The following is a 21,002-nucleotide window of genomic DNA, read 5'->3' on the forward strand; positions in this document are numbered from 1 at the left end:
GCTCCGTACGGGGCCTTCCGCATGACTGCTGAGGCTGCTTAGCCGCCGAACTCCTGCAGGCCCTTCAGGGCCTGGTCCAGGAGGGCCTGGCGGCCTTCCAGTTCCCGCGCCAGCTTGTCGGCCTTCGCAGTGTTGCCCTGCGCGCGGGCCTGCTCGATCTGGCCGTTCAGCTTGTCCACGGCGGCCTGCAGCTGGCCGGTCAGACCCTCGGCACGCGCACGCGCCTCCGGGTTCGTCCGGCGCCACTCGGCCTCCTCGGCCTCCTGTAGCGCCCGCTCGACGGTGTGCATCCGGCCCTCGACCTTCGGACGCGCGTCGCGCGGGACGTGGCCGATGGCCTCCCACCGCTCGTTGATCGACCGGAACGCGGCCCGAGCCGCCTTCAGGTCGCCGATCGGCAGCAGCTTCTCGGCCTCCTCGGCCAGCTCCTCCTTCAGCTTCAGGTTCTCCGACTGCTCGGCGTCCCGCTCGGCGAACACCGAGCCACGAGCGGCGAAGAAGACGTCCTGCGCGCCGCGGAAGCGGTTCCACAGGTCGTCCTCGTGCTCGCGCTGGGCGCGGCCCGCGGCCTTCCACTGCGCCATCAGGTCGCGGTAGCGGGCCGCCGTCACACCCCAGTCCGTGGACCCCGACAGCGACTCGGCTTCGGCGACCAGCCGCTCCTTGGTCTGGCGGGCCTCCTCGCGCTGCGAGTCCAGCTGCGCGAAGTGCCCCTTGCGGCGCTTGGAGAACGCCGACCGGGCGTGCGAGAAGCGGTGCCACAGCTCGTCGTCCGACTTGCGGTCCAGCCGCGGCAGCCCCTTCCAGGTGTCCACCAGCGCCCGCAGCCGCTCACCGGCGGCCCGCCACTGGTCGGACTGCGCCAGCTCCTCCGCCTCGACGACCAGCGCCTCCTTGGCGTGCCGGGCCTCGTCCGACTGCTTGGCCCGCTGCGCCTTGCGCTCCTCACGCCGGGCCTCGACGGTCTGCACCAGCTTGTCCAGCCGGGTCCGCAGGGCGTCCAGGTCACCGACCGCGTGATGCGCGTCCACCTGCTCGCGCAGATGACCGATCGCGACCTGGGCGTCCTTCGCGGACAGGTCCGTCGTCTGCACGCGCTTCTCGAGGAGGCCGATCTCGACAACCAGGCCCTCGTACTTGCGCTCGAAGTAGGCCAGTGCCTCCTCGGGGGAGCCGGCCTGCCAGGATCCGACGACCTGCTCGCCGTCGGCCGTACGCACGTACACGGTCCCCGTCTCGTCGACGCGGCCCCACGGGTCGCTGCTCACAGCGCCTCCTCCACATGATGCCTGCGGGGGCCTTGAGCACCCCCGGGCATCGTCCACAGTTTCGTCACGGCCAACATAGGCGACCAGCGGGTTGCCTGTCCGCATCCCGCGCGACCGAAATCAGGCTGTTGGCCGTCTTGGTCTCGGGGCGAAGTCAGGACTTCGTCACCGTCGCTTTGTTGATCACGATGGTCGCGTTCGGTGCGGTGTTGCCGGTAGTGGGGTCCGCCGGCTGCGCGCCAGCGGCTGCGATCTTCTTCAGTACCTTCATACCTGCGTCTGAGACCGTGCCGAACGGGGTGTAGTCCGCCGGCAGCGGACTGTCCTGGTAGACCAGAAAGAACTGGCTGCCGCCCGTGTGACGGCCCTGCTGGGTCTGAGCGTTGTACTGGTTGGCCATCGCGACCGTGCCCGCCGGGTACTTGTTGCCCTTGAGGCTTTTGTCCTTCAGGTTCTCGTCCGGAATCGTGTACCCGGGGCCGCCGCTGCCGGTGCCCGTCGGGTCGCCGCACTGCAGCACGTAGATGCCGTTGGTCACCAGACGGTGGCACTTCGTGTGGTCGAAGAAGCCCTTGCCGGCGAGGAAGTCGAACGAGTTCACCGTGTGCGGGGCCGCCGACGCCTTCAGCGCGATGTCGATGTCGCCGCAGGTCGTCGCGAGCTTCATCGTGTAGTCCGCCGACGTGTCGATCGTCATCGCCGGCTCCTTCTTCCAGCTCAGCTTCTTCACCGAGCCCTTGGCCGGCTTCTCGCACGGGTCCGGCGCCTTCTTCGTCGGCGAGGCGCTGGGCGTGACGTCGGCGGCCGCGTTCGTCTTCTTGTCGTCGTCGTTCTTCATCACGCCCGTCGTGTACAGCGCGACACTGCCGATCACGACCACGCCGAGCACCGACGCGATCACGGAGTTGCGCATGCGTGACTTGCGTCGTGCGCTGGTGCGCCGCTGCTGCTGCCGCAAGAACTTCTCCCGGGCGAGCTGACGCCGCCGCTGCTCCTGGCTGACCACCGGGTTCTCTCCTCATGCGTGTCGTGTGCCGTCCGGTACGCGTGTGTGCTGTGATCCGACAGCCGCGTGTAGCCCCGTACCGTATATGGGTTAGCTGAGGAAACGGCAGCGCCGGTAGGCTCTGGGGCACAGGCCGGCCGCCCGCGAGGGCCGCGCAGACCACCCCGTACCGACACAACGAAGGACGATCGTGCTCATTGCCGGGTTCCCCGCCGGGGCCTGGGGGACGAACTGTTATCTCGTCGCCCCCGCCGCCGGTGAGGAGTGCGTGATCATCGACCCGGGCCACCAGGCCGCCCAAGGAGTCGAGGAAACGCTGAAGAAGCATCGGCTCAAGCCCGTCGCCGTCGTCCTCACCCACGGCCACATCGACCATGTGGCCTCGGTCGTCCCCGTGTGCGGCGCACACGACGTGCCGGCCTGGATCCACCCCGCGGACCGCTACATGATGAGCGACCCCGAGAAGTCGCTCGGCCGTTCCATCGGGATGCCGCTCATGGGTGAGCTGACCGTGGGGGAGCCGGACGACGTGCGGGAGCTGACCGACGGCGCCGAGCTGAAGCTGGCCGGCCTCGGCTTCTCCGTCGCGCACGCACCGGGCCATACCAAGGGGTCGGTGACGTTCCGGATGCCCGATGCGGCCGACATCCCGTCGGTCCTGTTCTCCGGGGATCTGCTGTTCGCCGGCTCCATCGGACGCACGGACCTGCCGGGTGGCTCCATGGCGGACATGATCGAGTCGCTGGGCCGGGTGTGCCTGCCGCTCGACGACTCCACCGTGGTGCTGTCCGGCCACGGCCCCCAGACGACCATCGGCCAGGAGCGCGCCACCAACCCGTATCTGCGGGAGGTGGCCGCCGGCCAGGGAGCCGCCGAGGCTCCCCGACGAGGAATGTGACGAGAGAGCTTCCCGTGAGCACCTTTCAGGCCCCCAAGGGCACGTACGACCTGATCCCGCCGGACTCCGCGAAGTACCTGGCGGTCCGCGACGCCATCGCCGCCCCGCTGCGCAACTCCGGATACGGCTACATCGAGACGCCGGGCTTCGAGAACGTCGAGCTGTTCGCGCGCGGGGTCGGCGAGTCCACCGACATCGTGACCAAGGAGATGTACGCCTTCGAGACCAAGGGCGGCGACAAGCTGGCCCTGCGCCCCGAGGGAACCGCCTCCGTGCTGCGCGCGGCCCTGGAGGCCAACCTGCACAAGGCCGGCAACCTCCCCGTCAAGCTCTGGTACTCGGGCTCCTACTACCGCTACGAGCGCCCGCAGAAGGGCCGTTACCGCCACTTCTCCCAGGTCGGTGCCGAGGCGATCGGCGCCGAGGACCCGGCGCTGGACGCCGAGCTGATCATCCTCGCCGACCAGGCGTACCGCTCGCTGGGCCTGAGCGACTTCCGGATCCTGCTCAACAGCCTGGGCGACAAGGAGTGCCGGCCGGTGTACCGGGCCGCGCTCCAGGACTTCCTCCGCGGCCTGGACCTGGACGAGGACACCCTGCGCCGCGCCGGGATCAACCCGCTGCGCGTCCTGGACGACAAGCGCGAGTCGGTGCAGAAGCAGCTCGGGGACGCTCCGCTGCTGCGGGACTACCTGTGCGACGCGTGCAAGGCGTACCACGAGGAGGTGCGCGAGCTGATCACCGCGGCGGGCGTGGCCTTCGAGGACGACCCGAAGCTGGTGCGCGGCCTGGACTACTACACCCGTACCACCTTCGAGTTCGTCCACGACGGTCTGGGCTCCCAGTCCGCGGTGGGCGGCGGCGGCCGCTACGACGGCCTGTCCGAGATGATCGGCGGACCCGCGCTGCCGTCCGTCGGCTGGGCCCTCGGCGTCGACCGCACGGTCCTCGCGCTGGAGGCGGAGGGCGTCGAGCTGGCCCTGCCGTCCACCACCTCGGTGTACGCGGTCCCGCTCGGCGAGGAGGCCCGCCGGGTGCTGTTCGCCAAGGTCACCGAGTTGCGCAAGGTCGGTGTCGCGGCGGACTTCTCCTACGGCGGCAAGGGCCTCAAGGCGGCGATGAAGGCAGCCAACCGATCCGGCGCGCGCTATGCACTCGTCCTCGGGGAGCGCGATATCGCCGACGGTGTCGTCCAGTTGAAGGACATGGACTCGGGCGAGCAGTCGGCGATCGGGATCAACGAGATCGTCGCGGAGCTGGAGTCACGCCTCGGGTGACCAGCGTGGGCCGGCCGCCATCCAGCGTCCGGCCCCACCCCCGCGTCAGCGGGGAGCATGCTCCGCATCGGTTCGCGTTCTTCGTGGCGCCCGGTTCACCCCCGCTGCTGCGGGGACCACGCTTCGGAGCACCCGGCACAACGACCGTCCGGGCCGAAGGTCACCGCAACTCGTGGTGTATGGCCCGGTCCGTCAGGCGCGCAGGTACGCGAGGACGGCCAGGACCCTGCGGTGGGTTCCGTCCGCCGGTGGCAGGTCCAGTTTGCCGAGGATGCTGCCGATGTGCTTGCCGACCGCGGCCTCGGACACCACCATCTCCCGCGCGATCGCGCCGTTGGACCTGCCCCGACGGGCATGCGGGGCGCGCTCGACCTGCTCTCGGCCGGCTCGCCGTCCGTCGCGATGCCATGGAAGGCCCTCGCGACGGTGACCGGCACCTGCGCCGTGCTCGCCGTGTTCTCATCGGTCGTCCCAGCGGCCCTCGCCCTCCGCCGTGGGGCGACTTGTTCGGCGGGGGTATGCGCGTGACCCGGGGTCGGCCGCGCGAGCGGCGCAGCCCCTGTCCGGCCTTCGACCTCCGCCGCGGGGCGACCCGGCCGGTCGGGAGTACGCGCGTGACCCCCGACCGGCCGCGCGAGCAGCCCACTCACCGCCCGGCCCTCGACCGCCGGCTGGGCCTGCCCGGCCCCCGGCCGTCCGCTCGGCCTTCCCGGCCGGCACGCGGTCGGGAAGGCCGGGGCGGCGGGGCCCTCAGTCCAGCAGGCCCAGGCGCAGTGCGTGCGTCACCGCCGCTGTGCGGTCGTCCACTCCCAGCTTCTGGAAGGCGCGCAGGAGATGGGTCTTCACCGTGGACTCCCCGATGAACAGGCGGCGCCCGATCTCCGCGTTGGTGCAGCCGTCGGCGACCAGCCGCAGCACGGCCGTCTCCCGTTCGGACAGCCGGCGCTGTTGCGGGCGGGTGCGGAGCTGGTCCACGAGACGGGCCGCCACCGACGGCGCCAGCACGGTCTCCCCGCGCGCCGCGGCCCGTACCGCCTCGGCCAGTTCACCGCGCGGCAGGTCCTTGAGCAGATAGCCCGCGGCTCCCGCCTCCACGGCCCGCAGGATGTCCCGGTCCGTCTCGTACGTCGTCAGGACGATCACCCGGCAGGGCAGCCCGGCCGCGGTCATCCGCCCGATCGAGTCCACGCCCCCGCCGTCCGGCATGCGCAGGTCCATCAGGACGATGTCCGGGCGGAGTTCGGCGGCCAGCGCCTCCGCCCGCGGGCCGTTGGCCGCGTCGCCGACCACCTCCAGGTCCGGCTCGGCGCTCAGCATGGCGCGCAGGCCCTCGCGTACGACGGGGTGGTCGTCGGCCAGGACGATCCGGATCACGGGGTCTCACTCCTCACGGCGGCGGGGGACGGGCAGGCGCACGGTCACCGTCGTGCCGTCGCCGGGTGCGCTGCGCACCGTCGCGTGCCCGCCGACCTCGGCGGCGCGGGCGCGCAGCCCCGCCAGACCGTATCCGGACGTGGCGGCGGCGGGGTCGAAGCCGGGGCCCTCGTCGCGGACGTGGAGGGTCAGGCCGTCGTCGGCGTAGCGGAGGCCGATGCCGACCGGTACCGAACTCCCCGCGTGCTTGCGCGCGTTGGTCAGGGCCTCCTGGCAGGAGCGCAGGGCCACCACCTCGACGCCGGCCGGCAGGGCGCGCACCGGACCGGTCACCTTCAGCGTGGCCGTGTGCCGCCCGGCCAGCCGGTCCAGCGCGTCCGGCAGGGAGGCGCCGGCCAGGTCGGCGGGCGCGCCGCCGGCGACGAGCGCGCGGGCCTCGGCGAGGTTGCGGCGGGCCGTGTCCGCCATCAGGGCCAGGTGCCGGCGGGCCTGCGCCGGGTCGGAGTCCAGCTCCGCCTCCACCGCCTGCACCAGCATCAGCAGGCTGGTGAAGCCCTGTGCGAGGGTGTCGTGGATCTCGCGGGCCAGCCGCTCCCGTTCGGCGAGGGCGCCGTGCGCCGCCGACAGCCGGGACACGTCGTGCCGGCTGGCGTCCAGCTCGGCGATCAGCTCGGCCCGTTCCTCGCTCTGCTCGATGATGCGGATGATCCAGCGGCCGATCACCACCGAGAAGACCAGGGTGACGACGGCGAACAGCGCGTTGGAGACCAGCGCCGGCAGGCCCGGCCGCCACAGCAGCGCCCAGCCGGCGACCGGCACCATGTTGACGACGGTCACCGTGACCAGCGCGGACCGCATGCGCAGTGCCATGAAGCACTGCGGGATGAGGGCGTACGCCATCAGCCGGGACTCGTCGACGAGCACGGCCGCCGGCAGGAACAGGGCGATCGCACCGGCGAGGTACCACAACGCCCGCCGCTCGTCGGGCCGCTCCCCCTGGAGCAGGCCCCGGCCCACCGCGAGGTACCAGGGGACCAGCGGCACCAGGAGGGCCGCCGCCCCGGCCCGGACCGGCAGGCCCGGGTGCGCCGCGTCCAGCACGAAGGCCAGGGTGCCCGTCCAGGCGACGGCGAAGTAGGCGTCCCAGTACCGCAGCGTACGGTCCCAGGCGTGGGCCTCAGAGATCCGGCCCGTACCGCTCATCCGCGGCGGTCCTTCCACCGGAAGGTCAGCAGGCACAGCACCAGTCCTCCGACGCACCAGGCGCCCAGCACCAGCGCCGTCCGCCCGAACTCCCAGCTCCCGGCCTGTTCGAGCACGCGCGCGGAGTCGGGCAGGAACACGCCCCTGAGGCCCTGGCACAGCCACTTGAGCGGGAACAGGGCGCCGATGTCGAGCATCCAGCCGGGGATCGTGTCGACGGCGATGTACACCCCGGAGACGAACTGCAGCAGCAGGAACGGCAGGACGACGACGGAGCTGGCGCTCTTCGCCGACCGGGGCACCGAGCTGATCGCGATGCCCAGCAGGGCGCACGCGGTCAGCCCGAGGACGAAGATCCAGGTGAAGTCGAACCAGCGGCCGGGGTCGCTGGGCAGCCGGACGTCGTACACCCCGGTGCCGACGGCCAGCAGGATCGCGGTCTCCAGGGCACCGGTGAACAGAACCAGCCAGATCTTGCCCAGGAAGTAGGCCGCCGGCGGCATCGGTGTGCCGCGCAGCCGGCGCAGCGCCTTCTCGTCCCGTTCGACGGCGATGGAGATGCCGAGCGACTGGAAGCTCGTCGACATGATCCCGGAGGCCATCATCGCGGGGACGTACAGCTGGGAGGCGGTGATGCCGGTGGACCCGACCTTGTCGTGGAAGATCGACGCGAACAGGAACAGGAAGACCACGGGGAAGGAGAAGGTGAACACCACCTGCTCCCGCTGCCGGAAGAACTGCCGGATCTCCAGGGCGCCGCGCGACAGCCCGAGCCGCCAGGCGCCGGGCAGCGGCCCGGCCGAGGTGCGGGGCACGGCCTGTACGGGGGTGGCGGTCATCGTGCGGTCTCCTGCTCGGTCAGCCGGAGGTAGACGTCCTCCAGGGTGGGCCGGGTCACGGTCAGACCCGGTATCTCGCCGTCGAAGCGGCTGATCAGCTCCGCGACCGTCCTGGTCGGGGTGGCGGTGTGCTCCGCGCGCGGGGCGCCGTCGGGCTCGGTCCAGGAGACGGTGGCGCCGCTGCCGTACCGCTCGCGTAGTTCGCCGGGCTCGCCCTCGGCGACCAGCCGGCCGCGCGCGACCACGGCGAGCCGGTGGGCGAGGGACTCGGCCTCCTCCAGGTAGTGCGTGGTCAGCAGAATCGTCGTGCCCTCGTCGGCCAGCAGCCGGATCAGGTCCCAGAACTGCCGCCGCGCGGCCGGGTCGAAGCCGGTCGTCGGCTCGTCCAGGAGCAGCAGCTCGGGGCCGCCGATCACCCCCAGGGCCACGTCCAGGCGGCGGCGCTGGCCGCCGGAGAGGGTCTTGATCCTGCTGTCCGCCTTCGGGCCGAGCCCGACCAGCTCGATCACCTCACCGGGGTCGCGCGGGCGCGGGTAGTAGCGGGCGAAATGCCGTACCGTCTCGGCGACCGTCAACTCGGCGGGCGCCGATTCGTCCTGCCAGACGATTCCCACACGGGACCTCCACGCGCGCGTGCCCTGCGCCGGGTCCGCGCCCAGGACCGAGACCTCGCCCGCGTCCCGCGACCGGTGGCCCTGGAGGATCTCCACCGTGGTGCTCTTGCCCGCGCCATTGGGCCCGAGCAGGCCGAACACCTCGCCGCGCCGGATGCCGAGATCGATGCCGTCCACCGCGGTCACGTCGCCGTACTGCTTGCGCAGCCCCCGTACGTACACCGCGAGTTCGTTCGCGTGTGCTGTCATGCGAGCGATCATCGGCCAGAACCGAACGGTCCGGGACCCCCGTGCGTACTTCGTTGTGTCCACCGAACAGTGGACACACAGGGGGGTGCGGCACAATGACCCCTGCCCGAAGAAGGTCCAACTCTCAAGCGACGGATCGGCGTGATGAGCAAGACGACAGTGACAGACGTCTCCGCGGAACCCGGGCCCGAGCGTGCCGCCGACGCACCCGGCGCGGTGGGCACCAGCCGTGCGCTCGCCCTCCTGCTGGTGATCACCGGCGCGGCCGGACTGCTCGCCGCGTGGGTCATCACGAACGACGAGTTCAAGATCCTCAACGCCAAGATCGCGGGGAAGACCTTCACCCCGGGCTGCAGCCTCAACCCGATCGTGTCCTGCGGCAGCGTCATGCAGAGCAAGCAGGCGAGCGTCTTCGGCTTCCCCAACCCGATGCTCGGCCTGGTCTGCTACGGCATCGTCGTCTGCGTCGGCATGAGCCTGCTGACCCGCGCCCGCTTCCCCCGCTGGTACTGGCTCACCTTCAACTTCGGCACGCTCTTCGGCGCCGGCTTCTGCTGCTGGCTGCAGTTCCAGTCCCTGTACCGGATCAACGCGCTGTGCCTGTGGTGCTGCCTGGCCTGGGTCGCCACCCTCACCATGTTCTGGTACGTCACCTCGTTCAACGTCCGCAACGGCTTCCTGCCCGCCCCCCGCTGGCTGAAGTCCTTCCTCGACGAGTTCACCTGGGTGCTGCCCGTGCTGCACACCGGCGTGATCGGCATGCTGGTGCTGACCCGCTGGTGGGACTTCTGGACCAGCTGACGCCTGCACGACTGGGCTGACGTTCTTCATGACCGGTCTTCCGGACCGGCTGACGCCCTTCAGGGCCGGCTGACGCCCACCCAGGCGCCGGCCGGACTGTCAGTGCCGTGTCTTAGGGTTTCAGCGTGGAACCCGACCTCTTCACCGCCGCGGCGGAAGATCGCCAGGAGAAGGACCCGGCAGGCAGCCCCCTGGCGGTGCGCATGCGCCCGCGCACCCTCGACGAGGTCGTGGGCCAGCAGCACCTCCTCAAACCCGGCTCGCCCCTGCGCCGGCTCGTCGGCGAGGGTTCCGGCGGCCCCGCCGGCCCCTCCTCGGTGATCCTCTGGGGCCCTCCCGGCACCGGCAAGACGACGTTGGCGTACGTCGTCTCCAAGGCCACCAACAAGCGGTTCGTGGAGCTGTCCGCGATCACCGCCGGCGTCAAGGAGGTCCGGGCCGTCATCGACGGCGCCCGCCGCGCCACCGGCGGCTACGGCAAGGAGACCGTCCTCTTCCTCGATGAGATCCACCGCTTCAGCAAGGCCCAGCAGGACTCTCTGCTCCCGGCCGTCGAGAACCGCTGGGTCACCCTGATCGCGGCCACCACGGAGAACCCGTACTTCTCGGTGATCTCCCCGCTGCTCTCCCGCTCCCTGCTGCTCACCCTGGAACCCCTCACCGACGACGACGTCCGGGGCCTGCTGCGCCGGGCGCTGGACGACGAGCGCGGCCTCAAGGGCGCCGTCTCCCTGCCCGAGGACACCGAGGAACACTTCCTGCGGATCGCCGGCGGCGACGCCCGCCGCGCCCTCACCGCCCTGGAGGCCGCCGCCGGGGCCGCCCTCGACAAGGGCGAGAGCGAGATCGCCCTGACCACCCTGGAGGAGACGGTCGACCGGGCCGCGGTGAAGTACGACCGCGACGGCGACCAGCACTACGACGTCGCCAGCGCCCTGATCAAATCCATCAGAGGCTCGGACGTCGACGCCGCGCTGCACTACCTGGCCCGGATGATCGAGGCCGGCGAGGACCCCCGCTTCATCGCCCGCCGCCTGATGATCTCCGCCAGCGAGGACATCGGCCTCGCCGACCCGAACGCGCTGCCGATCGCCGTCGCCGCCGCCCAGGCCGTCGCCATGATCGGTTTTCCGGAGGCCGCGCTCACCCTCAGCCACGCCACCATCGCCCTGGCCCTCGCCCCCAAGTCCAACTCCGCCACCACCGCGATCGGCGCCGCCCTCGACGACGTGCGCAAGGGCCTGGCCGGACCGGTCCCCGGGCATCTGCGCGACAGCCACTACAAGGGCGCCGCCAAACTCGGCCACGGCCAGGGGTACGTGTACCCGCACGACCTGCCCGAGGGCATCGCCGAGCAGCAGTACGCCCCGGACGCCCTGAAGGACCGCGCCTACTACACCCCGACCCGGCACGGCGCCGAGGCGCGGTACGCGGACGCGGTGGAGTGGACCAGGACACACCTCGGTCGCAAGCGGTCCTGAGCGCCCTGTAGACTTCGCCGAAGTGCTGACTCCCGTGCTGTCAGAGCGGGAGAGCCAGCCGGAGACCCGGCCCTCAGGGGCCTGGCTCCAGGAGCGTCGCGCACCGTCGATCGGTGTCGCGGGCAGCCCACCACCACCCGGGTCCCCGGGAGCGGTCGGTGGGCCACTCGCGTGCTGCACGTATGTGCCCAGACCAGGGGAGCGGCTGCCCGCCAGGCCCGGCAACGGACCCGGAGGGTTTCCCCGGCTGCGGATGCGACCTCCCGAGAACCACTGACAAGCCGAAACTGAGAAAAGAGACGAAAGACAGTGGCTAACCAGTCCCGTCCCAAGGTCAAGAAGTCGCGTGCCCTCGGCATCGCGCTGACCCCGAAGGCCGTCAAGTACTTCGAGGCCCGCCCCTACCCGCCGGGTGAGCACGGCCGCGGCCGCAAGCAGAACTCGGACTACAAGGTCCGTCTGCTGGAGAAGCAGCGTCTGCGCGCGCAGTACGACATCTCCGAGCGCCAGCTGGTCCGCGCCTACGACCGTGCGTCCAAGGTCCAGGGCAAGACCGGTGAGGCCCTGATCGTCGAGCTGGAGCGCCGCCTCGACGCGCTGGTCCTGCGTTCGGGCATCGCCCGCACGATCTACCAGGCCCGCCAGATGGTCGTCCACGGCCACATCCAGGTCAACGGCCAGAAGGTCGACAAGCCGTCCTTCCGCGTCCGCCCGGACGACGTCGTGCAGGTCCGCGACCGCTCCAAGGACAAGACGCTCTTCCAGATCGCCCGCGAGGGTGGCTTCGCCCCCGACGGCGAGACCCCGCGCTACCTGCAGGTGAACCTCAAGGCCCTGGCGTTCCGCCTGGACCGCGAGCCGAACCGCAAGGAAGTTCCGGTCATCTGCGACGAGCAGCTCGTCGTCGAGTACTACGCCCGCTGACCCCGGTCCCGGCGTAAGACTCTCAGCCCGCCGTCTCCCCGCCCTTCCGGGCGGGCGAGGCGGCGGGTTCGCGTTTCCCCGCGTCCCCGCCCGCGCCGGACTCGCCGCCCGTGACGCCGGGCTCCCCGGGCCCCTCGCCACCGCCCGGCGGCACCGGCCCCCGCGGCGACGGCAGCCTCCGCGGCGGCCGTACGCCACCGTGCCCCAGCGCCCGGGCCACCGCCGCCCGGCGGTCCAGCGAGGCGCCCTCCTTCAGGCACTCCCCGTACCGCGCGTCCCCCAGGGCCTCGCGGGCCGCCGTCGCGCACAGCTCGTGCGGCGCGTTGTAGTACGCGGAACCGAACAGCGGCAGCCCCACCGAGGGCCACAGCCGCTCCGCCGCGCCCTGCAGCACCGCCGCCTCCGCCGGATCGCCCTGCGTCACCGTCACCAGGGCCAGCAGCTCGATCGTCAGCACCGAGCCGAGCAGGTCGTGGAAGGCGTGCGCGTGCTCCAGGCAGTCCGCCAGCAACTTCCGCGCGGTCACCGGATCACCGCCCTGCCAGGCCGCGTACGCCAGCACGTACAGGGCGTACGACCGCGCCCACCGCTCCCCGTGGTCCTCGCACACCCGGCGCACGTCCTCGCACAGCCGCACCGCCTCCGGCAGGTCCCCCTGGAAGGCCCGCGCCATCGCCAGCTCGACCTGCCCCATCAGGACGTTGGAGTTGAGCTCGCCGATCTCCTGGTACCGCTCCAGCGCCGAGCGCAGCAGCGTTTCCGCACGCTCCATGTCGTCCGTGACCAGCGCCAGACAGCCCGTGCGGTGCTCCGCGTACGCCACGGCCGTCGCGTCCCCGGCCCGCTCGGCCTGCTCCCGGCACTCCCGCAGCGCGGCCAGCGCCGGCACCGTGTCGCCCTGCAGGATCGCCACGTAGCCGAGCACCCACAGCGCCTTCAGCCGGGACTGCTCGTACGCCGAGTCCAGCTCCACGCTGCGCTCCAGCCAGCGCCGCCCCTCCGACAGCCGCCCGCAGCCCGCCCAGCAGAACCACAGAGAGCCCGCCAGATACTGACCGAGGTGCGCCTCGTCCGGCTCGCTCAGACAGAACTCCAGGGCCGTGCGCAGATTCGGCAGCTCCGCCTCGACCCGGGCGGCCACCTCCCGCTGCCGCGGCGAGAACCAGTCCAGCTCGCACCAGGTCGCCAGGCCGAGGAACCAGTCCCGGTGCCGCCGGCGCAGCCGCCCCGCGTCCCCGGTCGCCGCCAGCCACTCGGCGCCGTACTCCCGGACGGTGTCGAGCATCCGGAAGCGGGAGCCCGCCGGGGTCTCCTCGCGCCAGAGCACCGACTGCGCGAGCAGCTCGGACAGCACGTCGAGGACGTCGTCCGCCGGCAGCCCGTCGCCGCTGCACACGTACTCGGCCGCCTCCAGGTCGAAGGTCCCCGCGAACACCGACAGCCGCGCCCACAGCAGCCGCTCGGCGGGCGTGCACAGCTCGTGGCTCCAGCCGATCGTCGTCCGCAGCGCGTGGTGCCGGGGCGGCGGCCCGCCCGGGACCGGGTACGGCGCCGGGCCCGGGGACGCGTCCCGGGCGCCGGTCAGCAGCCGGAACCGGTCGTCCAGCCGCTCCAGCAACTGCCCCGGGGACAGCGCCCGCAGCCGTCCCGCGGCCAGTTCGAGAGCCAGCGGGATGCCCTCCAGCCGGCCGCACAGCTCCCGCACCTGCGGGCAGTCCCGCACCTCCACCCCCTGCTGCCGGGCCCGGTCGGCGAACAGCTCCACCGCCTCGTCCGCGCCGAGCGGTGCCAGCGGGAACAGCCGCTCGCCCGCCAGACCCAGCGGCCGCCGCCCCACCGCCAGCACCCGCAGCCCCGGCAGTCCGCGCAGCAGGTCCACGACCAGCTCGGCACAGGCCCGCGCCAGATGCTCGAACCCGTCCAGCACCAGCAGCGCCCGGCGGCCCGCGAGATGGTCCAGCAGGGTCCGCAGGGGCGGCCGTGTGGTGTGGTCGGTCAGCCCCAGCGCCTCCACCACGGCGTACGGCACGAACCGCGGGTCCCTCACCGGCGCCAGCTCGACCCACACCCCGTCGGGCGCCGCGGCCCGCGCCGCCAGCCGCGACTTCCCGATGCCGCCGGCCCCGGTCAGGGTGACCAGCCGCGCGTTGTCCAGGGCCCCGGCGAGCGCGGCGACCTCGGCCGATCGCCCGACGAAAGCGGTGAGTTCCAGGGGGAGACCACCGTCCGCCGAGGGACCGGGGCGCTGAGGATCTCGCATAGGACACGGAGCGTACTGAACTGTGTTCAGTCCGTACAATCGCTGCTTCCGGCGTGAGCCGTCCACCGGCCGTAATCCGGTACGGAGCGCCGGGTGTGGCGCGATAGGCTCGGGGCACTGCATTTTCAAGGTTCCGAAGCTCAGAACACGTTTCAGAGAGCGGGTGCGCACAGTGTCCGGTGGTGAGGTGGCCGGGATCCTGGTGGCCGTCTTCTGGGCGATCCTGGTCTCCTTCCTCGCGGTGGCGCTCGCGAGGCTGGCCCAGACGCTCAGGGCGACCACCAAGCTCGTGGCGGACGTGACCGACCAGGCCGTCCCGCTGCTCGCCGACGCCTCCGCGGCCGTGCGGTCCGCGCAGACCCAGATCGACCGGGTCGACGCGATCGCCTCGGACGTGCAGGAGGTCACCTCCAACGCCTCCGCGCTCTCGACCACCGTGGCCTCCACCTTCGGCGGCCCCCTGGTGAAGGTCGCGGCCTTCGGCTACGGCGTCCGGCGGGCCCTGGGCGGCCGCAAGGAGGACGTGCCCGCCAAGGCGCCGGGGCGTACCGTGATCGTGGGCCGGACCGTCCCGGCCGCGCGGCGGAGCAGGCGCGGGAAGAAGGACTAGGTCAGGGATGTTCCGCCGTACGTTCTGGTTCAGCACGGGCGTCGCCGCCGGTGTCTGGGCCACCACCAAGGTCAACCGCAAGCTGAGGCAGCTGACGCCCGAGGGCCTTGCCGCCACCGCGGCCAACAAGGCCCTGGAGACCGGTCACCGCCTGAAGGACCGGGCGGTCGGCTTCGCGCTCGACGTCCGCGACAACATGGCGCAGCGGGAGGCGGAGCTGAGCGAGGCGCTCGGCATCGACGCGCAGCCCGGCCTCGTCTCGCCCCAGCGGCACCCCGCCATCGAGAACAACCGCAGCACCCCCCAGTACATCGAGAACCCGCAGTACATCGAGAACCCGACGTACTCGTACAACCGGAATGAGGACCACTGATGGAGTCGGCTGAGATCCGCCGCCGCTGGCTGAGCTTCTTCGAGGAGCGCGGGCACACCGTCGTGCCTTCGGCGTCGCTCATCGCGGACGACCCGACTCTGCTGCTGGTCAACGCCGGCATGGTGCCCTTCAAGCCGTACTTCCTCGGCGAGGTCAAGCCGCAGTTCGACCGTGCCACCAGCGTCCAGAAGTGCGTGCGCACGCCGGACATCGAGGAGGTCGGCAAGACCACCCGGCACGGCACGTTCTTCCAGATGTGCGGCAACTTCTCCTTCGGCGACTACTTCAAGGAAGGCGCCGTCAAGCTGGCCTGGGAGCTGCTCACCAGCCCCCAGGACAAGGGCGGTTACGGCCTCGACCCCGAGCGTCTGTGGGTCACCGTCTACCTGGACGACGACGAGGCCGAGCGGATCTGGCACGAGGTCGTCGGCGTGCCCAAGGAGCGCATCCAGCGCCTGGGCAAGAAGGACAACTTCTGGTCCATGGGCGTCCCCGGCCCCTGCGGCCCCTGCTCCGAGATCAACTACGACCGCGGTCCGGAGTTCGGTGTCGAGGGCGGCCCCGCCGTCAACGACGAGCGCTACGTGGAGATCTGGAACCTGGTCTTCATGCAGTACGAGCGCGGCCAGGGCACCTCCAAGGAGGACTTCGAGATCCTCGGGGACCTGCCGAGCAAGAACATCGACACCGGCCTCGGCCTGGAGCGCCTCGCCATGATTCTGCAGGGCGTGCAGAACATGTACGAGATCGACACCTCCATGGCCGTGATCGACAAGGCCACCGAGCTGACCGGCGTGGCCTACGGCGACGCCCACGGCACGGACGTCTCCCTGCGCGTGGTCACCGACCACATCCGCACCGCCGTCATGCTCATCGGCGACGGCGTCACCCCCGGCAACGAGGGCCGCGGCTACGTGCTGCGCCGCATCATGCGCCGTGCCATCCGCAACATGCGGCTGCTCGGCGCCACCGGCCCGGTCGTCAAGGACCTGATCGACGTCGTCATCGCGATGATGGGCCAGCAGTACCCGGAGCTGATCACCGACCGCGAGCGCATCGAGAAGGTCGCCCTCGCCGAGGAGAACGCCTTCCTGAAGACGCTGAAGGCCGGCACCAACATCCTCGACACCGCCGTCACCGAGACCAAGCAGTCCGGCGGCACCGTCCTCGCCGGCGACAAGGCCTTCCTGCTCCACGACACCTGGGGCTTCCCGATCGACCTCACCCTGGAGATGGCCGCCGAACAGGGCCTCTCCGTCGACGAGGACGGCTTCCGGCGCCTGATGAAGGAGCAGCGGGAGCGCGCCAAGGCCGACGCCCGGGCCAAGAAGACCGGCCACGCCGACCTCGGCGCCTACCGCGAGATCGCCGACACCGCCGGTGAGACCGAGTTCATCGGCTACGACGGCACCGAGGGCGAGTCCACGATCGTCGGGCTCCTCGTCGACGGCCTCTCCTCGCCCGCCGCCACCGAGGGCGACGAGGTCGAGGTCGTCCTGGACCGCACCCCGTTCTACGCCGAGGGCGGCGGCCAGATCGGCGACACCGGCCGCATCAGGGTCGACTCCGGTGCCGTCATCGAGGTCCGCGACTGCCAGAAGCCGGTGCCGGGCGTCTACGTCCACAAGGGCGTCGTCCAGGTCGGCGAGGTGACGGTGGGCGCCAAGGCCCACGCCGCCATCGACCACCGCCGCCGCAAGGCCATCGCCCGCGCCCACTCGGCCACCCACCTCACCCACCAGGCCCTGCGCGACGCCCTCGGCCCGACGGCCGCCCAGGCCGGTTCCGAGAACCAGCCCGGCCGCTTCCGCTTCGACTTCGGCTCCCCGTCCGCCGTCCCGACGGCCGTGATGACCGACGTCGAGCAGAAGATCAACGAGGTGCTCGCCCGCGACCTGGACGTGCACGCCGAGGTCATGGGCATCGACGAGGCCAAGAAGCAGGGCGCCATCGCCGAGTTCGGCGAGAAGTACGGCGAGCGGGTCCGCGTGGTGACCATCGGCGACTTCTCCAAGGAGCTGTGCGGCGGCACGCACGTGCACAACACCGCCCAGCTGGGTCTGGTGAAGCTGCTCGGCGAGTCCTCCATCGGCTCGGGTGTGCGCCGTATCGAGGCCCTGGTCGGGGTCGACGCCTACAACTTCCTCGCCCGTGAGCACACGGTCGTCGCCCAGCTCCAGGAGCTGGTCAAGGGCCGCCCGGAGGAGCTCCCGGAGAAGGTCTCCGCCATGCTCGGCAAGCTCAAGGACGCCGAGAAGGAGATCGAGAAGTTCCGCGCCGAGAAGGTGCTGCAGGCCGCCTCCGGTCTCGCCGAGTCCGCCCGGGACGTGCGCGGTGTCGCCGTGGTGACCGGGCAGGTCCCGGACGGCACCACCCCGGACGACCTGCGCAAGCTGGTGCTGGACGTGCGCGGCCGCATCCAGGGCGGCCGGGCCGCCGTCGTGGCCCTGTTCACGGTCAACAACGGCAAGCCGCTCACGGTCATCGCCACCAACGAGGCCGCCCGCGAGCGCGGCCTGAAGGCCGGTGACCTGGTCCGCACGGCCGCCAAGTCCCTCGGCGGCGGTGGCGGCGGCAAGCCGGACGTCGCCCAGGGCGGCGGCCAGAACCCGGCCGCCGTCGGCGAGGCCGTCGACGCCGTCGAGCGGCTCGTGGCGGACACGGCCAAGTGACCTCTTTGATGCGCAGAGGCCGCAGGCTCGCGATCGACGTCGGGGACGCCCGGATCGGGGTCGCCTCGTGCGACCCCGATGGGATCCTCGCCACCCCGGTGGAGACGGTCCCCGGCCGGGACGTCCCGGCCGCCCACCGCCGGCTGCGCCAGCTGGTGGCGGAGTACGAACCGATCGAGGTCGTCGTCGGCCTCCCCCGCTCCCTCAAGGGGGGCGAGGGGCCGGCCGCCGTGAAGGTCCGCGCCTTCGCCCAGGAACTGGCCAAGGGCATCAAGCCGGTGCCCGTCCGCCTGGTCGACGAGCGGATGACGACCGTCACGGCGAGCCAGGGGCTGCGGGCCTCCGGCGTGAAGTCCAAGAAGGGACGCTCCGTCATCGACCAGGCGGCGGCCGTCATCATCCTGCAGCAGGCCCTGGAATCCGAACGGGTGTCAGGTAAACCACCCGGCGAGGGCGTCGAAGTGGTCATCTGATCGCGATACGGTAACGTTCCGCGCGATGCGGCGGTGTTCGAACAGCCACCGCACAGCAAATGAGGCGGAACGCAAGCCGGCCCGGGCCGCGCGACCGTCGGCCTCGCGGCTCTAGGGGATCGATGACTGAGTATGGCCGGGGCCCAGGCTCCGAACCGTGGCATCCGGAGGACCCGTTGTACGGGGACGGCGGATGGGAAGGGCAGCAGGCGCACGCCGGCCAGTCTGCCTACGGCGGCCAGCAGCAGTATCCGCAGCAGCCGCAGCACGGCGACTGGACGCAGGGCCGGCAGCAGTACCCGTACTACGACACGCAGGGCCAGCCGCAGTACGACCCGCAGTACGCCGGTCACGCCCAGCCCCAGTACCAGGGCGGCTGGGACGCGACCGGCACCCACGGCCACGTCCCGTACGCCGCCGACCCCGGTGACCCCTACGGCCAGCAGCCCATGGCCTACGGCGCCCAGCAGCCCGACTTCTACGGCACCGAGGACGCCTACCCGCCCCCGGAGCCGCCCGGCCGCAGGCGTCCCGAACCCGAACCCGAACTCGAACCGGAACCCGGACCGAGTGCGACGCCCGGTGCCGGCCCGGGCGCCGGCCCCGACGAGGAGGAGCACGCCTTCTTCGCCGGCGGCGGCGGCACGGACGGCGCGGACGACGAGGAGCACGAACTCCAGAGCCGGCGCGAACGGCGCGGCAAGGGCCGCAAACCGGTCAAGGGCAAGAAGCGGCGCACCGGCTGCGCCTGCATGGTGGTCGTCATGGTCTTCGGCGGCGGCCTGGCCGGCGTCGGCTACTTCGGCTACCGCTACTACCAGAACCGTTTCGCCCCGGCCCCGGACTACGTGGGCGACGGCATCGACGAGAAGGTCACCGTCGAGATCCCCAAGGGAGCCGGCGGCTGGGAGATCGGGCGCCGGCTGAAGGAGGCCGGGGTCGTCAAGAGCGTCGACGCCTTCGTGCACGCCCAGTCGCAGAACAACAAGGGCGACAGCATCCAGGCCGGCGCCTATCTGATGCGCAAGCAGATGTCCGCCGCCAGCGCCGTCCTCCTGATGCTCGACCCGAAGACGCAGAGCAATGTTCTGGTGAAACCGGGCGAGCGCAATTCCGCCGTCTACCAGGCCATCGACAAACAGCTCGAACTGTCCTCCGGCACCACGAAGAAGGCCGCCGAGAAGGAATACAAGGATCTCGGTCTGCCCGACTGGGTGGAGAACAGCAGCGACATCAAGGACCCGCTGGAGGGATTCCTGTGGCCGGGCACCTATCCGGCCGCCAAGGGCATGAAGCCCGGCGCGATCCTGAAACAGATGGTCGGTCAGGCCAAGCAGAAGTACACCGCCTACGGCCTCCAGGCGAAGGCCAAGGCGCTCGGTCTGCACAACGCCTTCGAGCTCGTCACCGTCGCCAGCCTGGTCCAGGCCGAGGGCAAGACGCACGACGACTTCCGCAAGATGGCGGAGGTGGTCTACAACCGGCTGAGCCCCTCGAACCACGAGACGTACCAGCTGCTGCAGTTCGACTCGACGTACAACTACGCCAAGGGCACGAGCCACATCCACATCTCCGAGAAGGAGATCAACAGCAACCACAGCCCGTACAACACGTACACCCACAAGGGGCTGCCGCCCGGTCCGATCGGAAATCCCGGCGAGGACGCGCTGAAGGCGGCACTGAACCCGACGCACGACGGCTGGCTGTACTTCGTGGCGACCGACGGGACGAACAACACCGAATTCGCCAAGACGAATGCCGAGTTCCTGCGACTCAAGGAAAAGTTCAATGCCAGCTCGGGCAACTGACGCCCGCCGGGCCGCCGTGCTCGGTAAGCCCATCGCCCACTCCCTCTCGCCGGTCCTGCACCGGGCCGCGTACGACGCGCTCGGGCTCACCGAGTGGTCGTACGACCGCTTCGAGACCGACGAGGACGCGCTGCCCGGCTTCTTCGGGAAGCTGGGGCCCGAGTGGGCGGGGCTGTCGCTGACCATGCCGCTGAAGCGGGCGGTCATCCCGCTGCTCGACGAGATCAGCCCGACGGCCGCCTCCGTCGACGCCGTCAACACCGTGGTCCTCACCGAGGACGGCCGCCGCCTCGGCGACAATACCGACATCCCCGGCATGGTGGCCGCCCTGCGCGAGCACGGCATCGAGCAGGTCGAGTCCGCCGCGATCCTCGGCGCCGGCGCCACCGCCTCCTCCGCGCTCGCCGCCCTCGCCCGGGTCTGCACCGGCGAGGTCGTCGCCTACGTCCGCAGCGAGGCCCGCGCCGCCGAGATGCGCCGCTGGGGCGAACGCCTCGACGTCGACGTCCGTACGGCCCACTGGTCGGACGCCGAGCAGGCGCTCGGCGCCCCGCTGGTGATCGCCACCACCCCCGCCGGAACCACCGACGCCCTCGCCGTCGCCGTGCCGGAGCGGCCCACCACCCTGTTCGACGTGCTCTACGACCCCTGGCCGACCGAGCTGGCCGCCCGCTGGTCCATGTTCGGCGGGGCCGTCGTCAGCGGCCTCGACCTGCTGGTGCACCAGGCCGTCCTCCAGGTCGAACAGATGACCGGCAGGGCTCCGGCTCCGCTGGACGCCATGCGGCACGCCGGGGAGGAGGCGCTCGCCGCCCGCTGACCCCGGTGCCCGCGTGGGCGCGCGTCCGCCTGCTGGACCGTCGGCCGGATCC

Annotated in this window: 18 protein-coding genes and 1 pseudogene; 11 read left to right on the forward strand and 8 right to left on the reverse strand. The window is 71.4% G+C overall.

Annotated elements, in window-relative coordinates:
• Positions 1 to 38: 38 nt before the first annotated feature.
• On the reverse strand, positions 39 to 1,268 hold the full coding sequence (locus DBP14_RS29550; RefSeq protein WP_129310247.1) for a DUF349 domain-containing protein: 1,230 nt from the start codon (positions 1,266 to 1,268) through the stop codon (positions 39 to 41).
• A gap of 154 nt (positions 1,269 to 1,422) precedes the next feature.
• The gene (locus DBP14_RS29555) at positions 1,423 to 2,274 is read right to left on the reverse strand and encodes a peptidylprolyl isomerase (RefSeq protein WP_129310249.1); all 852 of its coding nucleotides are present in this window, start codon (positions 2,272 to 2,274) and stop codon (positions 1,423 to 1,425) included.
• Between the two features lie 190 nt (positions 2,275 to 2,464).
• Here DBP14_RS29555 and DBP14_RS29560 point away from each other — a divergent pair, with 190 nt between their 5' ends.
• Both DBP14_RS29560 and hisS read left to right on the forward strand, forming a co-directional pair.
• Positions 2,465 to 3,172 carry an MBL fold metallo-hydrolase gene (locus DBP14_RS29560; protein WP_129310251.1) on the forward strand — a complete coding sequence of 236 codons (708 nt, stop codon included), beginning with the start codon at positions 2,465 to 2,467 and terminating at the stop codon, positions 3,170 to 3,172.
• A 14-nt stretch (positions 3,173 to 3,186) separates the two neighbouring features.
• Entirely contained in the window at positions 3,187 to 4,449 is a 1,263-nt protein-coding gene (gene hisS / locus DBP14_RS29565; RefSeq protein ID WP_129310253.1) for a histidine--tRNA ligase, read from the forward strand.
• A 192-nt stretch (positions 4,450 to 4,641) separates the two neighbouring features.
• Here hisS and DBP14_RS29570 read toward each other — a convergent pair.
• From DBP14_RS29570 to DBP14_RS29590, 5 genes and pseudogenes are all read right to left on the reverse strand, one after another.
• Positions 4,642 to 4,794 (reverse strand): annotated as a pseudogene (locus DBP14_RS29570) (DNA-binding response regulator); the annotation flags it as partial.
• A 405-nt stretch (positions 4,795 to 5,199) separates the two neighbouring features.
• Positions 5,200 to 5,823: a response regulator transcription factor gene (locus DBP14_RS29575; RefSeq protein ID WP_129310255.1), complete on the reverse strand. Its 624-nt coding sequence runs from the start codon at positions 5,821 to 5,823 to the stop codon at positions 5,200 to 5,202.
• Between the two features lie 6 nt (positions 5,824 to 5,829).
• Positions 5,830 to 7,026 (reverse strand): sensor histidine kinase, encoded by a 1,197-nt coding sequence (locus tag DBP14_RS29580; protein ID WP_129310256.1) that lies wholly within the window; start codon positions 7,024 to 7,026, stop codon positions 5,830 to 5,832.
• Positions 7,023 to 7,865, reverse strand: a complete 843-nt coding sequence (locus DBP14_RS29585) for an ABC transporter permease (RefSeq protein ID WP_129310258.1) — start codon at positions 7,863 to 7,865, stop codon at positions 7,023 to 7,025. Before DBP14_RS29585 ends, DBP14_RS29580 begins: the two co-directional genes overlap by 4 nt.
• The gene (locus tag DBP14_RS29590) at positions 7,862 to 8,728 is read right to left on the reverse strand and encodes an ABC transporter ATP-binding protein (protein ID WP_129310260.1); all 867 of its coding nucleotides are present in this window, start codon (positions 8,726 to 8,728) and stop codon (positions 7,862 to 7,864) included. Before DBP14_RS29590 ends, DBP14_RS29585 begins: the two co-directional genes overlap by 4 nt.
• 144 nt (positions 8,729 to 8,872) lie before the next feature.
• Here DBP14_RS29590 and DBP14_RS29595 point away from each other — a divergent pair, with 144 nt between their 5' ends.
• From DBP14_RS29595 to rpsD, 3 genes are all read left to right on the forward strand, one after another.
• Complete coding sequence (locus DBP14_RS29595) at positions 8,873 to 9,529, forward strand: vitamin K epoxide reductase family protein (RefSeq protein WP_129310262.1); 657 nt, start codon at positions 8,873 to 8,875, stop codon at positions 9,527 to 9,529.
• 125 nt (positions 9,530 to 9,654) lie between these two features.
• Complete coding sequence (locus DBP14_RS29600; RefSeq protein ID WP_129310264.1) at positions 9,655 to 11,010, forward strand: replication-associated recombination protein A; 1,356 nt, start codon at positions 9,655 to 9,657, stop codon at positions 11,008 to 11,010.
• Between the two features lie 309 nt (positions 11,011 to 11,319).
• Positions 11,320 to 11,934: a 30S ribosomal protein S4 gene (gene rpsD / locus DBP14_RS29605; RefSeq protein WP_129310266.1), complete on the forward strand. Its 615-nt coding sequence runs from the start codon at positions 11,320 to 11,322 to the stop codon at positions 11,932 to 11,934.
• A gap of 22 nt (positions 11,935 to 11,956) precedes the next feature.
• Here the strand turns inward: rpsD and DBP14_RS29610 are convergent, their stop codons facing one another.
• The gene (locus DBP14_RS29610) at positions 11,957 to 14,194 is read right to left on the reverse strand and encodes a regulator (RefSeq protein WP_206739378.1); all 2,238 of its coding nucleotides are present in this window, start codon (positions 14,192 to 14,194) and stop codon (positions 11,957 to 11,959) included.
• A gap of 163 nt (positions 14,195 to 14,357) precedes the next feature.
• On the opposite strand from DBP14_RS29610, the gene DBP14_RS29615 reads away from it, so the two are divergent.
• The 6 genes from DBP14_RS29615 to DBP14_RS29645 all read left to right on the forward strand — a co-directional run bounded on the left by DBP14_RS29615 (position 14,358) and on the right by DBP14_RS29645 (position 20,950).
• Positions 14,358 to 14,804 (forward strand): DUF948 domain-containing protein, encoded by a 447-nt coding sequence (locus DBP14_RS29615; RefSeq protein ID WP_129310269.1) that lies wholly within the window; start codon positions 14,358 to 14,360, stop codon positions 14,802 to 14,804.
• Between the two features lie 7 nt (positions 14,805 to 14,811).
• Positions 14,812 to 15,177, forward strand: coding sequence for a hypothetical protein (locus DBP14_RS29620; RefSeq protein WP_129310271.1), 366 nt, complete (start codon positions 14,812 to 14,814; stop codon positions 15,175 to 15,177).
• A complete protein-coding gene (gene alaS, locus DBP14_RS29625; protein ID WP_129310273.1) occupies positions 15,177 to 17,849 on the forward strand; it encodes an alanine--tRNA ligase in 2,673 nt (890 codons plus the stop codon). The genes DBP14_RS29620 and alaS overlap by 1 nt, the downstream gene beginning before the upstream one ends.
• An 8-nt stretch (positions 17,850 to 17,857) precedes the next feature.
• The gene (gene ruvX, locus DBP14_RS29630; RefSeq protein WP_129312150.1) at positions 17,858 to 18,322 is read left to right on the forward strand and encodes a Holliday junction resolvase RuvX; all 465 of its coding nucleotides are present in this window, start codon (positions 17,858 to 17,860) and stop codon (positions 18,320 to 18,322) included.
• A 122-nt stretch (positions 18,323 to 18,444) separates the two neighbouring features.
• Positions 18,445 to 20,130 carry an endolytic transglycosylase MltG gene (mltG, locus tag DBP14_RS29640; RefSeq protein WP_129310274.1) on the forward strand — a complete coding sequence of 562 codons (1,686 nt, stop codon included), beginning with the start codon at positions 18,445 to 18,447 and terminating at the stop codon, positions 20,128 to 20,130.
• Positions 20,111 to 20,950 carry a shikimate dehydrogenase gene (locus DBP14_RS29645; protein ID WP_129310276.1) on the forward strand — a complete coding sequence of 280 codons (840 nt, stop codon included), beginning with the start codon at positions 20,111 to 20,113 and terminating at the stop codon, positions 20,948 to 20,950. Before mltG ends, DBP14_RS29645 begins: the two co-directional genes overlap by 20 nt.
• The last annotated feature ends 52 nt before the right edge of the window (positions 20,951 to 21,002 follow it).

Source organism: Streptomyces sp. L2 (genome assembly GCF_004124325.1).
Taxonomy (GTDB): Bacteria; Actinomycetota; Actinomycetes; order Streptomycetales; family Streptomycetaceae; genus Streptomyces.